This is a genomic window from Gordonibacter sp. RACS_AR68 (genome assembly GCF_030418485.1).
In the GTDB taxonomy this organism is placed as follows: domain Bacteria; phylum Actinomycetota; class Coriobacteriia; order Coriobacteriales; family Eggerthellaceae; genus Gordonibacter; species Gordonibacter urolithinfaciens.
Window position 1 is genome coordinate 324,649 of record NZ_JAIPUP010000002.1, and the last position, 15,750, is coordinate 340,398.

The window sequence follows — 15,750 nt, forward strand, 5'->3', positions numbered from 1 at the left end:
CCGGTGACCGAATTCGCCTCCATCGACGAGCTGGTGGCCGACGGCCGCAGCGTGCACATCGAGTGCAGCCGCGAGACGTCCGCCGCCCTGCTGGCGGCCGTGCGCGCCCGCTACCGCACGCAGCGCTGCGCGTTCGTCCTGGAGACCGACTGCGGCTTCGAGCGCGACTCCGTGGCCTCGCACCTGCGCTTCTATGGCAGCATCGCGCGCAGCTCGGTGCATTACGAGGACGCCATCTCGCACTTCAACCTGCGCGGCGTCGCGAAACGCAAGATGGGCGGCCTCTCCCCCTCGGCGCTCGCGCTCGTGAACCTGGCGCGCGCGAGCCTCTTCGAACCGGAGATGTGCTTCCTCGAACGCCCGCTGTCCGACCTCGACGCCGAAGGGCGCGCCGTTGCGCTCACCTGGATCGCCGAGCGCATGGAGCAGGGCTGCCGCTTCGTCACCACGGTCGAGCCGCTGCGCGAGGCGCTGCTCATGCCCGGTGTGGCCTGCTGGCACGAAGAGGGCCGCTTCATCGCGGTGGACCAGGACGAAGACGGCGATGACACCGACGGCGAGAAGCCCTCGTACGAGGGCGACGAGGTGCACGTGCTCAAGATCCCCGCGCACACCGAGACGGCCACGCTGCTGTTCGACCCCCGCGATATCGACTTCGCCGAGAGCATGAACAAGGCCACGTACCTCTCGGTGCGCGGCGAACGCTACCAAACGCCACGCACGATGGACGAGCTGGAGCGCGAGCTGTCGCGCGCCGGGTTCTTCCGCTGCCACCGATCGTTCCTCGTGAACGTGCAGAAGGTGGCGAAGGTGGAGCGCTACACGCGCAACAGCTTCAACCTCACGCTGAGCGACGCCGCGCACTCGTCCATCCCGCTGGCGAAAGGGCGTGCCGAGGAGATGAGGGAGCGTTACCGATGGTGAACGCGAAGCAGGTCGCCGCCCGCCCGGGCATCTTAGGTACGCTCGTGCGAAAATTCTTCATGAACGTGGTGAAGAGCCCCGGGCTGCTCGCATGCTGTTTGTTCCCCGCCCTGTTCCTTCTCGTGTTCCGCTTCGTCGTCATCGAGCCCGTCGCCCACGACGACGCGCGCATGTTCCTGCTCGTGACGGGCATGCTGTTCTCCACCAGCATGGTGCCCGGCACGACGACCGTCTACCCCATGGCCGAGGCGCGCGAGAAGCGCACGCTGCGCACGATGGAGCTGGCCGGCGTCGGCCGCGCCCAGATGCTCGCCGCGCACGGCATCGTCAGCACGCTGTGGACCGCGCTCGTGGCGGCGGCGTGCTTCCTGGTGTCGGGAGCCCCCTTCGATTGCATGCTCCCCTTCATGTTGGTCACCCTGGCGTCCAGCATTCCCCTCACCGCGTTGTCGCTTGCACTGGGCCTCGCCTCGCGCAACCAGATGGCGGCGAGCTTCTCCAGCCTGCCCGTCATAACCACCGGCATCGTGCCCCTGTTCTTCATGTATGCCGAGTCCACGTTCCAGGCCCTCCCCCTCCTGCCCACCGGCGGCGGGTTCGCGCTCGTCTACGCGCTGGCGGAGGGGACGCTGCTCGCCCCCGGTTCCATCCTGCCGGCAGTCGGCCAGCTCGCATGGATCGTCGCGAGCCTCGTCGCGCTCGTCGCGGTCGCGCCGCGCATCCCCCGCGACGAGTAGGGGAAGGCGCGGCAGGGGCGTGACATCATCCCCGTCCCCCTGTCTCGGTGCTCCTTTCGTCCCTCCCCCTGCTCCTCTCGTCGCGCGGCGCGCTCCCGGCGTCGCGTTTCCCTTGATCAGCGCTTCGTCTCACGGGAAACTGCTCACCGTCCGAAACGAAAGGAGCAATCACCCATGAATCCCCTGCTGTCCATGGACGACGTGTCCTTGAGCTTCAAGGCGAAGCGCGTGCTCTGCCACCTCTCCTTCGAGGTGGAGCGCGGCGAGTGCTTCGGCTTCCTGGGCCCCTCGGGCGCGGGCAAGACCACCACCATCAAGCTGCTCACGCGCCAGCTCGTCAAGGATTCCGGGCGCATCATGCTGTTCGGGCGCGCCATCGAGCACGCCACGAACGGCGACTACGAGCGCATCGGCATCCTCTCGGATACGAGCGCCCTCTACGAGCGCATGACCATAGAGGAGAACCTGCGCTTCTACGCGAAGGTCCGCGGCGTGACGGGCAACAACATCCCCACCTTGCTCGAGCGCATGAACCTCGCGGACGACCGCAAGACCCTTATCAAGAACTGCTCGAAGGGCATGCGCCAGCGCGCGGCCCTGCTGGCGGCGCTCGTGCACGGGCCGGAGCTGCTGTTCCTGGACGAGCCCACGAGCGGCCTCGACCCCGCCGCGCGCGCCGAGGTGCACAAGATGCTGCACGAGCTGAACGACCACGGCACCACCGTGTTCCTCACCACGCACGACATGGCCGAGGCCGAGAGCCTGTGCCGCCGCGTGGGCATCTTGAACGAGGGCGCCCTCGTCGCCTGCGACGCACCCGACGCGCTGCGCCTGCGGTTCGCGAGGAACGAGGTGATCATGCGCCTTGCGGACGGCCGCGCGGTGCGCACGTCGAAGGACGCGGCCGGCGCGCCGGCCGTGGCAGAGGCGCTGGCCTCGGGGGCGTGCCTGTCCATCCATTCGGTGGAGCCCGATCTGGAGGAAGTGTTCTTGGAGCTCACGGGAAGGGAGTTTTAAATGGAAGCCACGTTGCGCAAGACCGGGGCGCTGCTCGGCAAGGACCTCAAGGACGTGGTGAAGAACCCCACCATGCTCGTATGCTGCCTCTTGCCCGTAGGGTTCATGCTCTTCTACAAGAATGCGGTGGGCGGGGGCATGGACGGCGAGGACGCCGAGGCGTTCTCCGCCCTGCTCGTGTCGTGGTCGCTGCTGTTCACCGCCACCATGGTGGCCTCCATGGCCACGCTGAACGCCATCGCCGAGGAGAAGGAGAAGCACACGCTGCGCACGCTCATGCTGGCGAACGTGAGCGCCGAGCAGATGCTGGCCTCGCGGGGCCTGGTCACGCTGCTCGCCATCGGCGTGGTCGATGCGGCATGCTACCTGGTGATCGGGCAGCCGCCGGCCGGCCTGCCGGCGTTCCTCGCGATCGGCATGGCGGGATCGGTGCCCATCGTGCTGCTGTCGCTCTTGCTGGGGCTGGTGGCGCGCGACCAGATGTCTGCCGGCGTGCTGAGCATGCCCATCCTCATCGCGGGAATCGCCCCCATGTTCGCCCAGATGGTCGACGGCCTCTCGGACATCGCCCCCTACCTGCCCACCGGCGGCATGAACGAGCTGGGGCTGCTTCTGGCGCGGGGCGAGCTGCTCTCGCCCGACGCCATCGTGCCCGTAGCCACCACGCTCGCCTGGGTGGCCGTGGCCGCCGTGGCCTTCGCCCTGCTCTACCGGCGCCTGGCGCGCGACAACTAGAGGCTGCGCCCGCTGCGCTAGGCGCTGCGGGCGCATTTTTCCCGGACGTCGCGGAGCCCGCGCTCAAGCATCACCCGTAACGGTACGAAACGCCCATGCCCCCCTGGGGAAACTCCCACTTCTCGAGAAGGGTGTCGCCGCAGAGCATGCGGCAGGTCCCGCATTCCAGGCAGCCCGCGCAGTCAAAGCTCGGGCTGCCCTCCTCGTCTCGCCGATAGAGCCCTGCCGGGCAGCACAGCACCAGCTTGTCGAACGCGGCCGGGTCGGGCTCTTCGCGCAATACGATGTGCGGGTTCCCCTCGTCCACCTCGAACTTGTCAACAGCGAGCTTCTCGTCGACGTTGACCGAGACCTCTATCATAGGACCCTCATCCCCTTTCGCACATCCTTGAGCAGGTTGAGCACGCCCACGCCCTTGACCGGCCCCATGACCTTTCCTTTAAGCGGTTGCACCGGCGAGCCGTCCACCGCGAACAGGCCGCGCATGATGTCGGCCGCCATCTGCGGGTACCCGTCGAATATCCTCGGGGTGCCCTCCATGAACGCCGGGAAGCCGCGATAGGCCGCGAGGTCCTTGAGGACGAAGCTGTCCTCCAGCTTGGCGCGGTACGCCGCGAGCCTCGCAGCCGAGACGTCGCCCGCGTCCAGCGCCTCGAGGGCCGCCTCCGCCGCCATCCTGCCCGCCGCGATGGCGTAGTCCATGCCGCGCACCTGGTATCCCAGGTTGATGCAGAGCATGGCGGCATCGCCCGTAAGCAGGCAGCCGTCGCGGTACAGCTCCGGCACCATGTTGAAACCGCCCTCGGGGATGAGATGCCCCGAGTACTCCACCGTGCGCCCGCCGGCCAGCACCGGCGCCACGGCCGGATGGTTCTTGAAGTCCTCCAGCATCTGGTACACCGGAGTCGACGACGTGCAGAGGTCGGACAGAGTGGCCACGACCCCGATGGACACGGACGCGCGGTTCGTGTACAGGAAGCCGCCGCCCACGTGCCCATGCGTCGCAGCCCCCGCGAAGAGCCAGGCCGCCCCCTCCCCGGGGTTCGCCTGGAAGCGGTCGGTCACGGTCTGCTCGGGTAGCTCCACGACCTCCTTGGCGCTCACGGCCAGCTGGTGCGGCGACGGGCGCTTGGCGAGCCTCGCCTTCTCGGACAGCAGCGAGTTCGCGCCGTCGGCCAGGATGGTCACGTCGGCCGTGAGCTCGTCATCGCCCGCGCGCACGCCCACGATGCGCTCGCCCTCCCACACGAGGTCATCCACGGCTATCCCGTAGATGCACTCCGCGCCGGCCCCTTCGGCCTTCGAAGCGAGCCAGCGGTCGAACGGCCCGCGCAGCACCGAGTACGAGACCAGCTCATCCGCCCCCAGGCGCGGCGAAGCGAACTCCACCGTCGTGTTCTCGTCCTCGGTCATGAGGGAAACCCGCTCCCGCACGATCTTGCGCTCGAGGGGCGCCTCGCTCTCGAAATCGGGAAACACCGTCCTTAGCGCATGGGCGTACAAGCGCCCGCCGGTCATGTTCTTCGCCCCGGCATCGGAGCCGCGTTCTATCATGAGCACGCTCTTGCCCTCGCGGGCAAGCACGCAGGCCGCAACGGAGCCGGCGCAACCGGCCCCCACGACCACGGCATCGAAATCCGCCATGCCTGCATCCTCTCCTCTCATCGTTGCCTTCGCATTGCACGGCGCGGTCGCGTCGCGCGCGTCCGCCCAGGCGCCGCACGCGTCCAACCGCGCGTTACAGCAGCCTCTTGAGCTCCTCCAGCCGCTCGCGCGGCACCTTGCCCGAGGCACTGCGCCCGAGATCGTCCACGAAGCGCACGGCCTGCGGCTTCTTGTAGCCGCCCAGCTCGCGCGCGCAGTGCGCCACGATGTCGGCCTCCGAGATGCGCGACCCTTCGGCACGCACCACGAACGCAGCCAGCGACTCGCCCCACTGCTTGTCGGGCACTCCCGCGACCACAGCGTCGGCCACCCCGGCAAGCGCCTTGATGCACCGGCTCACCTCGAGGGGATACACGTTCTCGCCCCCCGATATGACCAGGTTGTTCTTGCGATCCACCAACGTGAGGAAGCCCTCCGCGTCCAACACGCCGATATCGCCCGTGCGATACCACCCGTCCCGCACCGCCTCGGCCGTGCGCACGGGGTCGCGGTAATAGCCGAGCATCAGCGTGTCGGTTCGCACGAGCACCTCGCCGGGAACCCCCGCGGCACAGGCGCGCCCCTCGTCGTCGGCGATCCGTATCTCCATGCCCGGCACCGCCTTTCCCACCGTGGGCAGAAGCCGCGCATGCTCGTGGTGCTCGGGAAGCAGCATGGTTATGGCCGCCGTCGTTTCCGTCATGCCGTAGCCTTGGAGAAACCCGCAGGGCAGAAGACGGCGGCAGTGCTCCAGGAGCTCCGGCTCCACCGGCTCGCCACCGTAGATGATGAGCTCGAGCGTGGCCAGCTCGATGCCCTCCTGCGCCACGTAGTCGGCGAGCCCGCGCATGAGGCACGGCACGAGAGCCGTGCGCGTGGCACCCGTGCGCACGATGTCCGCGGCGATGTCGGCCGGCTTGTGCGAATCGGCTATCACCAGGCGCGCACCCAGCGCCAGCGTGGCGAGCGTCGAGACGAACGTGACGTGGAACAGCGGCAGCTCGCATAGCAGGATATCGTCGTGCGAGAAGCGCATGCCTGCAATATCGATAGCGACGCGCCTGGTCAGCGCGCCATGTGAAAGCAGCACGCCGCGCGGCAGCCCCGTCGTGCCGCTCGTGTACAGCAGCATGGCCGGATCGCCGTCGTCCACGTCGCATACGCTCGGCACCGGGCCGGCGGAAGCGAGCAGCTCCTCGTAGCGCAGCACGCCGCCGTGCTCCGTGCCCGCGCCGCCGACGGCTGCGGCGCCCTCCCCGCCGTCGATGTCCACGATCGTGAGCGGTCGGCCGACCTCGCCCAGCGCCTCGGCCAAAGCCGCGCGCAGGGCGGCCGAGACGAACACCACGCGCGCCTCGGACCGGGCAAGCAGCCGGGCTATGACCCGCGGCGAGAGCCTCACGTTGTAGCGCTCGCACACCGCCCCCAGATGGGCACAGGCGAAAAGAACCTCCACCGTCACGTTCGAGTTGGCTGCGATAACGGCGGCGAAGCCCCCCTTGCCCACGCCGAGCTCCGCGAGGGCGCCGGCAAGCGCATGGATGCGCCGGCACATCTCCCGATACGTGAACTCCCGGCCGCGGAAGCACAGGGCCACCTGATCGGGATAGGCCCGCGCCGGTTCGTCCAGCAGCGAGGCGAGCGATGCCATCACAGCCCGCCCACGTAATCGGTCTTGCGCAAGACGCCCTTCTCGTATAACGCCGCGATCTCCCCCTCGTCGAAGCCGATTTCCGCCAGCACGTCGTCGTTGTCCATGCCCTGCGAGGGGCAGCCGCGCCATATCTGCGACGGGTTGTTCTTGAAGCGCGGCACCGACGCCACGCCCTTCACCGTGCGACCGTCCACCGTGTCCCACTCGGTCCACGTGCCGCGCGCCAGGTAGTGCGGGTGGCTCTCCATCATCTCGTAGTTCATGACCACGGAGCACGGTATACCGATGCCGGCCATGGCCTCGGCGAACTCGGCAGCCGTGTGCTCGGCGCAGTACTGCTCGATGGCACCGTCGAACACGGGCGCGCCCGGCGAGTCGATGCCCACCGACGGTATGCCCTCGGGGAAGAGCTCGCTTCCGTACTCCAGCCCGAAGAACTCGACAGCCTTCTTCGTGGTGGACTGGCCGGCCGTGAACAGGTACACGCCCTCGCCGTCGGCGCACTCGTAGTAGCCCGCGCCCGCGGAGATGTTGTCGCGCGGGGCCCCGGCGCCGCGCTCCTCCTGCACCTGCTTGTCGAACCACTTGCAGAACAGGCCCGCCTGACAGCGCACGGCCGCCTCGTACTGGGCCAAATCGAAGCTCTCGCCCCTGCCCGTGCGCAACGCTCCCACGTAGGCCGCGAGCGCCGAGCCGTAGGCGAACAGGCCGGCGTAGTAGTCGGTCACGAACTTCTGGATCATGTAGGGCGCCCCGTCCTTGTACCCGTTCAGGTACATGAGGCCCGAGAACGCGTTCACGGTAAAGTCGTAGCCGGGAAGGCTCACGTAGGCGGGGTCGCCTGTGAGACCGTAGCCCGACATATGGCCGACGACCAGCTTCGGGTTATGCTCCCACAGAAGCTCGTCGGTGTAGCCCCAGCGGGCCCACTGGCCGCCGCGCGACGCCTCGATGAAGATGTCGGCGGTCTCGATAAGTTTCAGGAACACGTCATGGCCCTCCGGCGAGACAACGTCCAGCATGAGGTTGCGCATGTTCCGGCGCTCGTTCTGCACGCCCCAGCCGTCCTGCGTCCAACGGTAGGGATCGATGCCGCGGGGCGGCTCCAACCATATGACGTCGGCGCCGTTCTCGGCAAACAGCTCGCCGGCGAAGGGGCCGGCCGTCGAAACGGCCGACACCACCACCTTCACGCCCTGCAGGTTCCCGAACTCCGGTATGTCGGCATGCTTTGCCATGGAACCATCTCCTTTGCGAATCCTGGACGGACGATTTCCCCTACGCAACGCAGGTGTCGAAGAACTCGATGGCGCTGTTCACGGCAAGCTCCGTGCCCACCCCCGAGCCGCCCGCCTCGGCGCCCACGATGTAGAGCCCCTCGACGGGCGTCTTGATGGGCGGCCGGTCGACGCCGGCCTGCCCCGCCTGCTGGGCTATGCCGATGCCCGCGCCGTCCTCGCCCATGATGCGCGCGGCGTCGGAGGGGTACACCCGCTCCACGAACAGCGCATGCTCCTGCAGGCCGGGGAAATGCTCCTCGGCCAACGCCACGAGCGCGTCGAGGATAGCCGGGCAGTACTCGTCTTTGATGCCGGCCGGCACCGCCGTGGTCATCATGACGAGCTGCTTGCCCGCGGGAGCCACCGACGGGTCGAAGCTCGAGGGAACCACGATGAACGAGTTCAGCTCCTCGGGCACCTCGCCCCTCATCAGACGGTCGTTGTACTCCTTCACGGGCACCGACGAGAAGCCCGAGAGCATCTTGATATCGGGGCTGATGACCGTGTCGAGCGCGAAGCGCGCGATGATCGACACGAACGATATCTCCAAGCCCTCCACGTAGCGCACGTACTCGGCGTCGAAGGCGTTCTCGCCCACGAGGTCGCGCACCGTCTCCTTGATACCTGCGTTCGACACGACCATATCGGCGCGAAGCTCCTGGCCGCCCGCCACCACGCCCACGGCCCGGCCGTCCTCCACCAGCACGCGCTCCACCGGCACGCCGAAGCGCACGTCCACGTCGTAGCGCTCGAGCCCCGCCAGATACGCCTCCATGAGGGCCACGCACCCGCCGGTCGGATACCCCGACGAACGCGCCTCGGCCTCCCACTTGAGGCAGCGGGCGAACTCGCCGGCCGACAGGCGATACTCGGGGATGCAGCAGTAGATGAAGCCCACCTGGCTTACGCAGGCGTGCACGAACGGGTCGGTGGTATAGGAGTTCAGGAACTCCTCGAGCGTCTGCCCGTCGAACGCGTGCGTCTCCTCGTCGCTCATGCCCTTGACGTCGGCGACCATCTTGATGACGGCCTCGAAGTCGGCGTCGGGCACGCGCCCTTTAAGGTCGTGCGGGAACTTGAAGTTCTCCCCGCCCGTGGTCTGGATGGGGCGTACCTTCGTGAACTCGATGCCGTGCTCAACACCGCAGCGTTCCAGCAGCTGGATGAGCGGCCCCTTCTCGCCGCGCGAGATCAGGTGGACGCCGAAATCTACCGTGAAGCCGTCGCGCTTCGACGAGCCTATGCGCCCGCCTGGTTGGTTGCGCTTCTCCAAGAGCACAACGCTCCTGCCGCTCTCGGCGAGCAGCAGCGCGGCCGCGAGGCCGCCGATGCCCGCCCCTATCACGATTGCATCATAGCGCTTCATACACATGCCTCCTCCTTCTCGGCGCGCCCGCGGGCGCGCATGGCCCACTGCGGCCGCAGGTTATTTCTTGGCGGGAAGCGCGTAGTAGTTGAAGTCCATCTGCGCCACCTGCTCGCCGTCCACGTCGAACACCGGTATCTCCAGGAAGTAGTCGCCGCGACCGCGCTCGCGCACGGGGGCGATCTTCTGCTCGGCCTCCTCCTCGGTGAGCGACAGATCGACCACGAGGTCCTTCGTGCCGGGCTTCAGGAACCTGAGCTCCACCCCCTTCAAGATGGGCACGAACTCGTCGGTGCCGTAGGTGGCCATGAACAGCGTGCCGCCTGCTATCTCGGCCAGCACGAACTCGCTGCCGGCGTAGGCGATGCCCACGTGGTTCAAGTGGCGTTCGGCCACGGGGAGGCGCAGCCTCACGTGGCGCTCCTCCACGGCCTCCGCCTGCAGCTGGGCCATGTTGACGAAGGGGGTGGGCCCATCGCTCACGTTCTTGGCCAAACCCGCGAAAAACTCCTGGTCCATGGTTTGATCCTCCTTGCTATCGGTCGGAATGGCCGGGCGGCTCGCTGCCGCCCGGCGCGGTTTGCCGCGGTGCGGCGCCTTACACCCCGAGCGCGGCCGAGAGCTTGGGCAGCACCTCGTACAGGTCGGCCACGATACCGTAGTCGCACTGCTTGAACACCGGGGCGTTCTTGTCCTTGTTGACGGCCACGATGGTCTTGGCGCTGTTAGCGCCCACCATATGCTGGATCTGGCCCGACAGGCCCACGGCCACGAACAGGTCGGGCTTGAGCAGGGCGCCCGACACGCCGATGTAGCGTTCGCGCGCCATCCAGCCCGACCCCTCGGCCACGGGGCGCGTGCAGCCCACCTCGGCCTCGAGCGCGGCGGCCAGCTCGTCCACGAGCGCAAGGTCCTCCTGCGCAGCCACGCCGCGCCCCACGCTCACCACGCGCCGTGCGGCCGCGAGGTTCACGGGCTCCACCGTGCGCGGCCTGCGCTCGACGAGCCTCGCCGATGCCGCAGCGGACGCGGCCGGCAGCTCCGAAACCGCCGCTTCCTGCGCGGCGCCTTCGACGACCGGCTCGGAAACCAGCAGGCCCTCGGCGAGCAGGGCCACCGCGCAGCCCTCCCGCACCCGCTCGACGGCGAACGCCTTGCCGCCGTACACCATGTGCTCGGCCAGCAGGGCGCCGTCATCGTCCACCCAGATGCGCCCCACGTCGTTCAGCACCCGCGTGCCCAGCTCCGCAGCCACGCGCGCCGCCATGAGCCGCGTGCGCTTGCCCGCGGCGAACAGCACGGCGCGCGGAGCGTGCTCCCCCGCCGCGCCGGCAATCGCCGCCGCGCAGTCCTCCACCAGGCCGCCCTCGGGAACCGCGACCGTATAGACGGCCTCGGCCCCGCAGCTTGCGGCCGCCTGCGCCGCGCCCTCGCCCACGGCCACGGCCTCGACCCGCTCGCCCAGCCGACGGCCCACGGCGCCGAGCGCGGCGAAGCGCTCGGGAGCCTCGCTCACCACCCATACCTTGCTCAATGCACTCATGCTCTCCCCCTGCCTTACCGCGATGCCCGGATGCCGGACACCAGCTCGCCGATATTCTCGTCCGTCGCCCCTTCGAGCACGATTCCCTTGCGCGCGATGCTCGCGGGCGCCTTCACGGAAACCGTCTCCACCGGGCTTTCGGGCATGCCCCCCACCTCGTCGAGGCTCCACGTGGTCACGGGCTTCTTGCCCGCGGCGAGGATGTCCTTGAGCTGCGGGATGCGCGGAAGCGCGGCATCGGAGGTCATGGACACCACGGCCGGCGGCGCGATCTCGAGCACCTCCACCTCGTTCTCCAGCACGCGCTCCACCGAAAGCGCGCCGCCCTCGGCGCGCACGCTGCCCGCTGCGTTCACCACGGGCAGGCCCAGCAGCGCGCCCACGAGCAGGCCCACCTGCTGGGAGTACCGGTCAGCCGATCCCTCGCCGCAGACCACGAGGTCGAAATCGATCTTGCGCAGCGCCGCGGCCAGCACCGAGGCCGTCTGGAACGCATCGGCGTCCTCGAGCGCCGGGTCCACCACGCGGTACAGCTCGTCGGCCCCGCGCGACAAGGCGGCCTTCACGAGCTTCGTGTCGTTCAGCTTCTCGCCCCCGGCGGAGAGCAGCACGGCGCTCCCGTCGGTGGCGGCGGCCAGCTGCGCCGCCGCCTCGATGGCCACCAGGTCGTACTCGCCGAGCACCCACTGCGCGCGGTCGAGGCGCAGGGCCCCGTCGGCGCCGGCCTCGATGTCCTGGGCATCGGGGACTATCTTGTAGCATGCCACGATGTTCATGGTTCGCGAATCCCTTCTCGTCGATGGGGCGTTCTACTGCACTTCCTTGATGAGCGCGCGGCCGGCGGTGTGCACCATGATCTCCTCGGTGCCCGCCATGATGCGGTAGACGCGCTGGTCTCGCCACAAACGCGAGATGCGGCAGTCGTGCGTGTAGCCGATGCCGCCCATGATCTGCAGGGCGTCGTCGATGACCTCGAAGGCGGCCTGCCCGGTGTAGCGTTTCACGAGCGACGAGTCGATCATGATGGACTCGCCGTTGTCCTTCTTCCACGCGGTCTTGTACAGCAGGTTCTGCATGTTCTCTATCTTTATGCGCATGTCCACGAGCTTCTCCTGGACAAGCTGGAAGCTGCCGATGGTCTTGCCGAACTGCATGCGCTGGGCGGCGTAGCGCAGGGCCTCGTCGTACGCGCAGCGGGCCATGCCCACGTTGGCGGCGCAGATGGTCAGCCGCTCCACCTCGAAGTTCTTCATGAGCTGGTAGAAGCCCTTGCACTCCTCGCCCACCAGGTCGGCCTCCTCGCACTCCACGTCATCGAGGTGCACCTCGTAGGTGCCGCACATGTTGTTGCCGATCTTATCCAGCTTCTCGATGGTCACGCCCGGGCGGTCCATCGGGAACAGGTACATGCTGAAGTCCTTGTAGGGGCTCTCGTTCACGCCGCTGCGGCACACGCACAGCATGTAGGGTGCGCGGTCGGCGCTCGTGTTGAACGTCTTGTTGCCGTTTATGTACACCTTGCCGTCGCGCTTCGTGGCCGTGGTGGCCATGGCGGCGCTGTCAGAGCCCGCCTGCGGCTCGGTGAAGCCGAGCGTGAAGGGCTTCCTGCCCTCCAGCGCATACCCCAAGATCTTCTCCTGTTGCTCCTTGCTGCCGAACGTGAGGATGTCGTCAACCTCGGTGGCGAAGTTGATCCAGCACAGCGACGGGTAGCCCAGCGCGTGCGCCTCCTCGGCCACCATGACCTGGGTGAGCGTGTCGGTGGGCGTGCCGCCGAACTCCTCGGGAATGCCGAGGGTGGTAAAGCCGGCCTCCACAAGGGCGTCCACGGCCTTCTGGGGGTATTCGTGGTTGCGGTCGCACTCCTTGAAGTAGTCCTCGAAGTTGCCCCGCTCCATGACGGTTTTCAGGCTGTCGAGCAGAAGCTCCTGCTCCTCGGTCTTCTTGAAGTCCATGGGTTGCTCCTATCGTTCGAAGGAATCGGCGGTCTGCCTGCTGGGAAGGGGGGTCGGTGCGAGGCGGCCCCACCGGCCGGAAACCGGATAGGGCGCGCTGCGTCCCTGCCGGCCGCCGCCATTATAGGGAGCCGCGCCGGCATGGCCCAAATACGTATGTTGCAGCCGCCCTTCGCATGCCCGAATGCATGCCCATTCATCTTCTGGTATCCTACTTTTCACATTCTGCATAAACCGAGTCGACGCGAGGACGGTGGGTCTTTCATGGACATCGAGGTGTACCGGGAATTCATGGCGCTCGCCGCCCACAAGAGCTTCGTGTCGGCCGCCCGCGACCTGAACATGTCGCAGCCCTCGCTGAGCCGGCACATGAACGCCCTTTCCAACGATCTGGGATGCCGGCTCTTCTACGACACGCGCCCCCTGAGCCTCACGGCGGCCGGCGAGGTGGTGCTCAAGCACGCGGGCAAGATCATCGGCGACCAGGCGAACATGCTCGCCGAGCTGCGCGCGCTTCCTGCGGGCGGCAGCAATCGCATCCTCATCCTCGACCTGCTGCACACCAACGCGCTCTACGTGGGCATCAACGAGGCCGTCGCCCGCGCCAAGGAGCGCTTCGCCGGACTGCGCGTGGAGTTCGTCAACATGGACAACTCCGGGCTGGGCGGGCAGCAGATGGTGGATGCCGGCAAGGTGGACGTCGCCTTCGAGACCATCATCTCCGAGGACCCGCCCACCGAGCTCTACGTGTCCGACTCGGTGGAGGCCATCTGGATTCCCGAGTTCCACGGCGAGCTCGTGGCCGGCGTCTCGCGCACCTCGCCGCTGGCGGCCAAGGGGCAGCTCGCGCTTGCCGACCTTGCGCAATCCCGCTTCATCCTGCAGGCGAACCGCTACAGCGAGCGGTTCCGCGAGGACTTCATCGCGCTGTGCCGCGAGGTGGGCTTCTATCCCAACATCACGCTCGTTCCCACCGACAACCCGCTGGAATTCTACGCCACTGACCCGGGCGACGGCATCCACCTGCTCACCAAGGTGGACCGGAAGTACAAGCCCCTCATGTCCGACATGCTCAAGCAGCATGTGGTCATCCTTCCCTTCGCGGATAAGAAGCGCTACGTGGACGCCTTCGCGCTCATGGACAGCGACCCCGGACGCCCCGACCTCGAGTACTTTGCCGAGCTTCTCCGGGAGCACGCCGAGCGGTTCCATTCGGCGGATGCCCCCGCCGACACCTGATCGATCGAACGGCGCTGTGCGCGGCTCCCGCCAGCATGCCGGCGCTCCCGCCCTCGCACGGCCATGACCGGGGATGCGCCAGAATCCCTTACTGCACAACCGCTTCCGCCGCGGCCTCAATCTCCGTATCGCAGCGCGGAATCCGCACGAACAGCCCGCACGCCGCGCACGCGGCGACGATGCCCGCCGTGAGGTAGAACGCGATCGTGCAGGTTCCCGTCGCATCGTACACAGCCCCGCTCGCTATGGGCAGCGCAGAGGCCACCACCGTGGTGATCATGATGCCCGTGCCCAGGTTCTTGGAGAACGACGAGGCCCCGAAGTAGTTGGCCATGGCCGTGGGAAACACGGCATTGACGCCGCCGAACCCGAAGCCCACGCACACGTAGAACGCGAAGAGCATCGCCTCGTTCTGCGCCGCCGCGCCGGCTAGGACGCCCACGACCAAGATCACCGTGGACGCCACGATGAGCCTCACGGGCTCGATGCGGTCGGACACCATGCCCAGAAGGAGCTTGCCCAGCAGGCTGACGCCTCCCATGACGGCCACGCCCGCCACCACGAGCCCGCTGTCGAAGCCGAGCGACGAGAAGTGCAGGGCGCTTTGCGAGGTGGCCAGCGTATACGACGCGAACCCGCCCGTGGCCGCCAGCGAGATGAGCCAGAAGGCCGGCGTCCTCGCCACGCGCTTGAACGGCACGGCGTCGGTGTTCTTGTACACCTTGAAGCCCTTGCCGCTACCGCCGAGCACACTCGGGTCGGCGATGCCGTCGGGATGCTGTCCCAGATCGGCAGGCTTGTTCTTCACAAACAGGAGCGCCACGGGGATGAGCACCGCGCTCAGGCCCACCAGCAGGTACCATCCGCTGCGCCACGTACCGCCCGTGGCGCCCACGATGGCGTTCACGACGGGCGGCCCCACGAACGACGCGCTCGCCCCCAGCACCATCATGGCGGTCATGGCAATGCCGCGGCGCGCCACGAACCAGTCGCCGACCGTGCTCTGCACGGCCAGCTGCCCCACCATCATGGTGGCGGCGCTCGTCACGATGCCGAACACCAGGAAGTACGCCACCGGCGAGGACACGAGGAATATCAGCGCGAGCATGGCCAAGAGCATGACCGCTGCGCCGAGCGCCATGCTGAACCGGGCGCCCTTCTTCGCGATAAGCGCCCCCACGAGCGGCGCCGAGAGCCCCTGCACCAGGACGAACAGCGAAAAGCCCGTTCCCAGCATGGTGGCGTTCATGCCAAGCGACGCATCCTGGAGCATCAGCGGGTTGACGATGGTGGCCGTGGGCAAAACGATGCCCGAAGAGCAGAAGTACATGAACCCCAGCACGGGGATCAAGATATAGCCGTAGAACAGCCTCCCCGGCTTCGCGCCCTGCTCCGCCGCAGCGGGCGCCGCGCCCGCATCCCCTTGCCGTGCCTCGTAGTCCATGCCGCCTCCCTAGCGATTGCAGTCTTGCCCTCCTCTGCCCAGCATCGCTCTGACGGTTTGGAAAATCTTCCGCAGCTGATGTTGAAATCTGCGTTTCAGCTCCGCAGTCCTCATACCCAGATACTGAAGCGTCACCTCCCGCCCGTTATCGGGAAGCACGTGCTCCGCAGTATGCAGATGATGAATCGGATGGTTTCGATTCTCGCATTGCA

15 protein-coding genes are annotated in these 15,750 nt (G+C 67.6%); 5 read left to right on the plus strand and 10 right to left on the minus strand.

Going from position 1 to position 15,750, the window contains the following annotated elements; all coding sequences use genetic code 11:
• Nucleotides 1-3: 3 nt before the first annotated feature.
• The 4 genes from K9U15_RS06070 to K9U15_RS06085 all read left to right on the plus strand — a co-directional run bounded on the left by K9U15_RS06070 (nucleotide 4) and on the right by K9U15_RS06085 (nucleotide 3,413).
• Entirely contained in the window at nucleotides 4-924 is a 921-nt protein-coding gene (locus K9U15_RS06070; protein ID WP_123673481.1) for a LytTR family transcriptional regulator DNA-binding domain-containing protein, read from the plus strand.
• Nucleotides 918-1,661 carry an ABC transporter permease gene (locus K9U15_RS06075; RefSeq protein WP_123673482.1) on the plus strand — a complete coding sequence of 248 codons (744 nt, stop codon included), beginning with the start codon at nucleotides 918-920 and terminating at the stop codon, nucleotides 1,659-1,661. The genes K9U15_RS06070 and K9U15_RS06075 overlap by 7 nt, the downstream gene beginning before the upstream one ends.
• A gap of 174 nt (nucleotides 1,662-1,835) precedes the next feature.
• The gene (locus tag K9U15_RS06080) at nucleotides 1,836-2,678 is read left to right on the plus strand and encodes an ABC transporter ATP-binding protein (RefSeq protein ID WP_123673484.1); all 843 of its coding nucleotides are present in this window, start codon (nucleotides 1,836-1,838) and stop codon (nucleotides 2,676-2,678) included.
• Nucleotides 2,679-3,413, plus strand: a complete 735-nt coding sequence (locus K9U15_RS06085; RefSeq protein ID WP_123673486.1) for an ABC transporter permease — start codon at nucleotides 2,679-2,681, stop codon at nucleotides 3,411-3,413.
• A 70-nt stretch (nucleotides 3,414-3,483) separates the two neighbouring features.
• Here K9U15_RS06085 and K9U15_RS06090 read toward each other — a convergent pair whose 3' ends face one another.
• The 9 genes from K9U15_RS06090 to K9U15_RS06130 form a co-directional block, all read right to left on the minus strand.
• The gene (locus tag K9U15_RS06090) at nucleotides 3,484-3,774 is read right to left on the minus strand and encodes a ferredoxin family protein (RefSeq protein WP_096228021.1); all 291 of its coding nucleotides are present in this window, start codon (nucleotides 3,772-3,774) and stop codon (nucleotides 3,484-3,486) included.
• Complete coding sequence (locus tag K9U15_RS06095; RefSeq protein ID WP_096228668.1) at nucleotides 3,771-5,057, minus strand: FAD-dependent oxidoreductase; 1,287 nt, start codon at nucleotides 5,055-5,057, stop codon at nucleotides 3,771-3,773. Before K9U15_RS06095 ends, K9U15_RS06090 begins: the two co-directional genes overlap by 4 nt.
• A 94-nt stretch (nucleotides 5,058-5,151) precedes the next feature.
• Nucleotides 5,152-6,708 (minus strand): class I adenylate-forming enzyme family protein, encoded by a 1,557-nt coding sequence (locus K9U15_RS06100; protein WP_301155760.1) that lies wholly within the window; start codon nucleotides 6,706-6,708, stop codon nucleotides 5,152-5,154.
• A complete protein-coding gene (locus K9U15_RS06105; RefSeq protein WP_301155761.1) occupies nucleotides 6,708-7,949 on the minus strand; it encodes a CoA transferase in 1,242 nt (413 codons plus the stop codon). The genes K9U15_RS06100 and K9U15_RS06105 overlap by 1 nt, the downstream gene beginning before the upstream one ends.
• A gap of 40 nt (nucleotides 7,950-7,989) precedes the next feature.
• The gene (locus tag K9U15_RS06110) at nucleotides 7,990-9,357 is read right to left on the minus strand and encodes an NAD(P)/FAD-dependent oxidoreductase (protein ID WP_301155762.1); all 1,368 of its coding nucleotides are present in this window, start codon (nucleotides 9,355-9,357) and stop codon (nucleotides 7,990-7,992) included.
• Between the two features lie 60 nt (nucleotides 9,358-9,417).
• Nucleotides 9,418-9,876, minus strand: a complete 459-nt coding sequence (locus K9U15_RS06115; RefSeq protein ID WP_096228017.1) for a PaaI family thioesterase — start codon at nucleotides 9,874-9,876, stop codon at nucleotides 9,418-9,420.
• 79 nt (nucleotides 9,877-9,955) lie between these two features.
• On the minus strand, nucleotides 9,956-10,900 hold the full coding sequence (locus K9U15_RS06120; protein ID WP_096228016.1) for an FAD-binding protein: 945 nt from the start codon (nucleotides 10,898-10,900) through the stop codon (nucleotides 9,956-9,958).
• A gap of 14 nt (nucleotides 10,901-10,914) precedes the next feature.
• On the minus strand, nucleotides 10,915-11,676 hold the full coding sequence (gene fixA, locus K9U15_RS06125; protein WP_096228015.1) for a putative electron transfer flavoprotein FixA: 762 nt from the start codon (nucleotides 11,674-11,676) through the stop codon (nucleotides 10,915-10,917).
• Nucleotides 11,677-11,709: 33 nt separating this feature from the next.
• Nucleotides 11,710-12,855 carry an acyl-CoA dehydrogenase gene (locus tag K9U15_RS06130; protein WP_301155763.1) on the minus strand — a complete coding sequence of 382 codons (1,146 nt, stop codon included), beginning with the start codon at nucleotides 12,853-12,855 and terminating at the stop codon, nucleotides 11,710-11,712.
• A 264-nt stretch (nucleotides 12,856-13,119) separates the two neighbouring features.
• Between K9U15_RS06130 and K9U15_RS06135 the strand changes: the two genes are divergently transcribed.
• Nucleotides 13,120-14,094 carry a LysR family transcriptional regulator gene (locus K9U15_RS06135; RefSeq protein ID WP_301155764.1) on the plus strand — a complete coding sequence of 325 codons (975 nt, stop codon included), beginning with the start codon at nucleotides 13,120-13,122 and terminating at the stop codon, nucleotides 14,092-14,094.
• 88 nt (nucleotides 14,095-14,182) lie between these two features.
• Here the strand turns inward: K9U15_RS06135 and K9U15_RS06140 are convergent, their stop codons facing one another.
• The gene (locus K9U15_RS06140) at nucleotides 14,183-15,538 is read right to left on the minus strand and encodes an MFS transporter (protein ID WP_301155765.1); all 1,356 of its coding nucleotides are present in this window, start codon (nucleotides 15,536-15,538) and stop codon (nucleotides 14,183-14,185) included.
• Nucleotides 15,539-15,750 lie beyond the last annotated feature (212 nt).